Origin of the sequence: Bacillus hominis, assembly GCF_018332515.1 — a bacterium.
Lineage (GTDB): Bacteria > Bacillota > Bacilli > Bacillales > Bacillaceae_G > Bacillus_A > Bacillus_A hominis.
Window position 1 is genome coordinate 1 of sequence record NZ_BOQD01000185.1, and the last position, 4,680, is coordinate 4,680.

General features: G+C 36.3%; 3 protein-coding genes. 1 reads left to right on the plus strand and 2 read right to left on the minus strand.

Annotation, left to right across the window (positions count from 1 at the left end):
- Nucleotides 1-203 precede the first annotated feature (203 nt).
- A complete protein-coding gene (locus KI356_RS18195; RefSeq protein ID WP_212936068.1) occupies nucleotides 204-1,349 on the minus strand; it encodes an MFS transporter in 1,146 nt (381 codons plus the stop codon).
- Nucleotides 1,350-1,585: 236 nt separating this feature from the next.
- Between KI356_RS18195 and KI356_RS18200 the strand changes: the two genes are divergently transcribed.
- Nucleotides 1,586-1,864, plus strand: a complete 279-nt coding sequence (locus KI356_RS18200) for a hypothetical protein (RefSeq protein ID WP_128279967.1) — start codon at nucleotides 1,586-1,588, stop codon at nucleotides 1,862-1,864.
- Between the two features lie 83 nt (nucleotides 1,865-1,947).
- On the opposite strand, the gene KI356_RS18205 is transcribed toward KI356_RS18200, so the two are convergent.
- A complete protein-coding gene (locus tag KI356_RS18205) occupies nucleotides 1,948-4,446 on the minus strand; it encodes a PBP1A family penicillin-binding protein (protein WP_212936069.1) in 2,499 nt (832 codons plus the stop codon).
- Nucleotides 4,447-4,680: the final 234 nt, after the last annotated feature.

Genomic DNA, 4,680 nt, shown 5'->3' on the forward strand with positions numbered 1-4,680 from the left:
ATTAGCCTTCACCAATCGGGCATTTACGAGCAGTTAAATCTCCTGCCTAACTCCCTTGTATTTGCTGAATTTTGAGGTGGAGGTCTTACTGCTCGCAAATAGCGGGTAAATCAAATAGATTCATGATGCTTTATACGCAATTCTTCCTTAAACTATTGTAGAGCATCATGATCAATTGAAATTTTCATCTTCGCTTCTCCTGATTAGGCAAAATCTTTTTTGCCTAATCGTTGCTTTACAAAAGTGACAAATATAATTAAAGCTATTAATCCTGAAATTGCACTACCTGCGAATAAAATACGGTAACCAAATATTTGTGAAACAAATCCAAGTAAAATCGCACCTAATCCAATACCTAAATCAAATGCAGTAAAGAATGAAGCGTTAGCAACTCCTCTTTTACTCGGAGCAACAATTGTAAGCATCGCTGCTTGCAAAGCAGGCTGTGCTGAACCGAATCCAACACCGTATAATGCCGCTGCTATAATTACACCCATTAAACTATTTGAAATAGTTAATACAACTATAGCTAAAATGGTAATACATAGTGCTGGGAGTATGATAAATACTTCTCCATATTTATCTAATAATTTACCTGAAATCGGCCTTACAATTGTTAAGGCAATTGCATATACAAGAAAGAATGTCCCAGGGTTCACATCAATTGATGATGCAAATAACGGTAAAAACGTTGTAATCCCTCCATATGCAAATGATAAAAAGAAAACAACAATCGTTATTGATAAAACGGATTTTTCAAACAGCTGAATTTTCCCTTTTTCTTTTTGTGACGTGAATGGCATTTTCGTTATTAATGATAATACGACTGCCATAAAGGATAAAAGAGTTGCTAATAAGAATAGGCCATGAAATGAATAATTTTGTACAACCCACAATCCAATCATCGGGCCGATTGCCATCGCAATTGTCATCGCCATCCCATACCAGCCCATTCCTTCTCCGCGTCGTGAATCTGGTATAATATCAGTTATTGCTGTTCCAACAGCTGTTGTAGAAACGGCCCATGTCACGCCATGAATAACGCGTAAAACCGCTAAGAATATAATAGTTGTTGCTAAATTATAAGAAAACATTGTTAGTCCAAAAAAGATAAGTCCCCAAATGATAAAAGATTTCCTACCATATTTATCTAACATACCTCCAATAATCGGTCGTATCATTACTGCCGCTATTGTAAACATTCCCATCATCAGTCCAACTTGTGATTCATTTCCACCTATCTCTTTAATAAAGAGCGGGAGCGTTGGAACAAGTAAATAAAACCCTGTAAATAAAAATAACATCGCGATAGTCATTTGAATAAATGATTTCGTCCATAATCGTTCCATTAAAATTCCTCCATAAACACGTAAAATATTGCAATCAACACATCAATTGTATATTTTTCATGTTCCCTTGCCCTCCGCTAATAGACGTATCTTTTCATAATAAATGGTCTACCATCAATTTAAGTTGGTCTTACGACTTTATACCTATGTTTTAAGCAAAAACCCTATATATGTACCTTTATAAGCATTAAAAGAATATACTACTTTATCATTGAAACTTAGGAGTGATCGTTTTCATGTGGGTATCACCAAGAATAACCGCCGTTGTCCCATCAGCTCCCTCAATACATGTTCCTGCCGTTCATACGGCTAGTTCTGATGTTGGTATCGAACTTCCTGCTTCTTGGCAACAATATCAATCGACTGACCAAGTCACCCCTTCATTTTGGCATCATGGTACACATCCTAGTAGCGCTACTTTTTATAGCCCTAGTTATCCAATACCGCCAACTCAAATTTTTTATCATTTCCCGTCAATTTACTTTCAAAATTTCTATGGTACTTTTAACATTTAAAAATAATATTACTCTTTATAATACAAAAAGCACCAAAGAAACCGTTTTTTCCGGTACCTTTGGTGCTTTTTTAAATACATTATTTATTGTCCATTATTCGAAGGCGTCTCTCCAGTGTTCCCGCCTGTAGTTGGTTGCGTTGGAGTCTCTTGACCACCTCCATTGGCTGGTGGATTTGGAGTTCCTTGGCCACCTCCATTAGTTGGTGGGTTTGGAGTTCCTTGGCCACCTCCATTGGTTGGTGGATTCGGAGTTCCTTGGCCACCTCCATTGGTTGGTGGATTTGGAGTTCCTTGACCACCTCCATTGGTTGGTGGATTTGGAGTTCCTTGGCCACCTCCATTAGTTGGTGGATTTGGAGTTCCTTGACCATTTCCATTGTTTTGTTCATTTTGCTTATTCTGTTCATCTTGTTTCTTTTGCTCTTCCTGCTTCTTAAGTTCATCTTGCTTCTTTTGCTCTTCTTGTTTCTTAAGTTCTTCCTGTTTCTTTAATTCCTCTTGATTTTTCTCTTCTTCAGTTTTTTGCTGTTGGTCTTGTTTTGGTTGTTCCGTTGTATCCGGTACGCTCGTATTTGGAGATGAATCACGTTTTTCACCTTTTATACGTAACTCACTACCTTCTTGAATAACACTACTTGGCATTTTAAAGCGTGATTTATCTGTAGCCATCTCGCTCATCATTTCTTTAAAAATCAACTGTGCAATTTTCGTATTTTTACTACTAATATAATCGTCTTTACCATCTTTCATATATCCAGTCCATACTGCCATCGTATATTGCGGTGTATATCCTGCAAACCAACTATCACGAGTTGCACTTTCTGGAATTCCATATTGTGCTAGTTGTTTTGAAGAATAGTTTGTTGTACCTGTTTTACCAGCTACATCTAAAGAAGCCACATTTGCCGATGTACCAGTACCTGATGTAACTACAGAACGAAGCATATCAGTAATCATATACGCTGTAGAATCCGCCATAACTGGTTTTGGTTTTTGTCCAAAACTTTGTGACTTGCCATCTGGATAAACTACTTTCTTAACAAAATGCGGCTTCGTATACTTACCATCATTACCAAATGCCGCATAAGCACCCGCTATTTCAGTTGGTGATACTTCGTTTGTACCAATCGCTGTAGATTCTGTCGGTGCTGTATTAAATGTAATACCTAATTTCTCAGAGAAGTCTTTCGATTTACTAATTCCCACTTCTTTTGCAGTTTTAATTGCCGGAATATTACGCGACATTTTTAATGCTTCACGCATTGAAATTGGGCCTAAATAACTTCTGTCTGCATTTCGAACTTCTTGCCCCGTTGAATACTTAAATGGAGAGTCATCAATTTGATGGTACGTAGCCCATTTTAAATATTCAATTGCAGGAGCGTAATCAAAGATTGGCTTCATCGTTGAACCAGCTGCACGATCTAATTCAATTGCCATATTATGTCCTTTAAATACAGCTTTATTTTCACCACGACCACTGCCTATAGCACGAACTTCTCCTGTTTTCGTATCCATAAATGTAAAAGCACCTTGGAAGTTATCATTTGGATAATTAATAATATTTGTATTTAAAAGCTGATCAGCAAAATCCTGTGCTTTTGGATCCAATGTTGTATAAATTTCTAAACCGTCAGAACCAATATTAGCATCTGGTAGTTCTTTTTCTACTTCTTTCACAACCGCATCCATAAATGCAGGATATGGCATTGTTTGTACAGTTGCAGTCTTAAGTCCATCAGTTACTGGAACTTTTGATGCTTTTTCCATTTCTTCCTTCGAAATATAACCATGTCGATTCATTAATCCTAGTACAGTATTTCTTCTTTCTGTTGCCCTTTGAACATTTTCTTTTTTCGTTGGATCATAGTTATTTGGTGCTTTCGGTAACCCTGCTAGCATTGCAACTTCTGGTAATGTTAAATCTTTTAATTCTTTACCATAGTAGTTTTGCGCTGCTGTTGCGATTCCATATGAACGGTTACCTAAATTAATTTTATTTAAATACATCTCTAATATTTCATGTTTTGAATACTGTTGTTCTAGCTTATATGCTAAATATATTTCCTGAACCTTACGCTTTGACGTTTTTTCCATCGATAAGAAGTAGTTCTTAATAACTTGCTGCGTTATCGTACTACCACCTTGAGAACCATAATCTCCTTTAAGACTAACTAAAACTGCACGAGCAGTACCTTTAAAGTCTACTCCGCTATGCTCATAAAAACGTGCATCTTCTGTCGCTAAAAATGCATTTTCTACCAATTTAGGAATTTGATCATACGTAACATTCGTCCGTTTTTCTTTCCCATATTCATATACCAAATTGCCGTCTTTATCATAAATTTTTGAGGATAACGGATTAACAAGTTTTGCTTTCTCAAGTTTTGGTGCGTCCTTAATCATTACGAAAAAGGTAGCAACCCCTGCCACTAAACCTACAATACCAAGTAGTAAACAACTGATTAAAAATTTACGGAAAAACGATGTTTTACCTTTTGGTTTTGTGTTTTTAGAAGCTGGCTGTTTTTTCTTTTGAACTTGTCGTCGCTCCTCTCGAGAACGATAATTTTCTGACATGTTACTTTCTCCTGCCTTTCAATTCTCCCGTTGATTTACTTAAAAATATTGAGGTCACTTTCACAAATACATTTAGTCAAGAAAGTATATTGACCTGGAGCATTCAATATTTTCCCAATTCACAGATTATAAATTTTGGAATACTTCTTATACAAACTATATTCACCTCTATTTTTTCTAATAATACTGCCCCTTAAAGCATAGAATGTAAGAAGTGAATTTTAATACCTCGTA

Bases quoted from the DNA above. Each gene is read 5' to 3' on its own strand.
- KI356_RS18205 (WP_212936069.1), bottom strand. From the start codon at position 4,446: ATGTCAGAAAATTATCGTTCTCGAGAGGAGCGACGACAAGTTCAAAAG.
- KI356_RS18200 (WP_128279967.1), top strand. From the start codon at position 1,586: ATGTGGGTATCACCAAGAATAACCGCCGTTGTCCCATCAGCTCCCTCA.
- KI356_RS18195 (WP_212936068.1), bottom strand. From the start codon at position 1,349: ATGGAACGATTATGGACGAAATCATTTATTCAAATGACTATCGCGATG.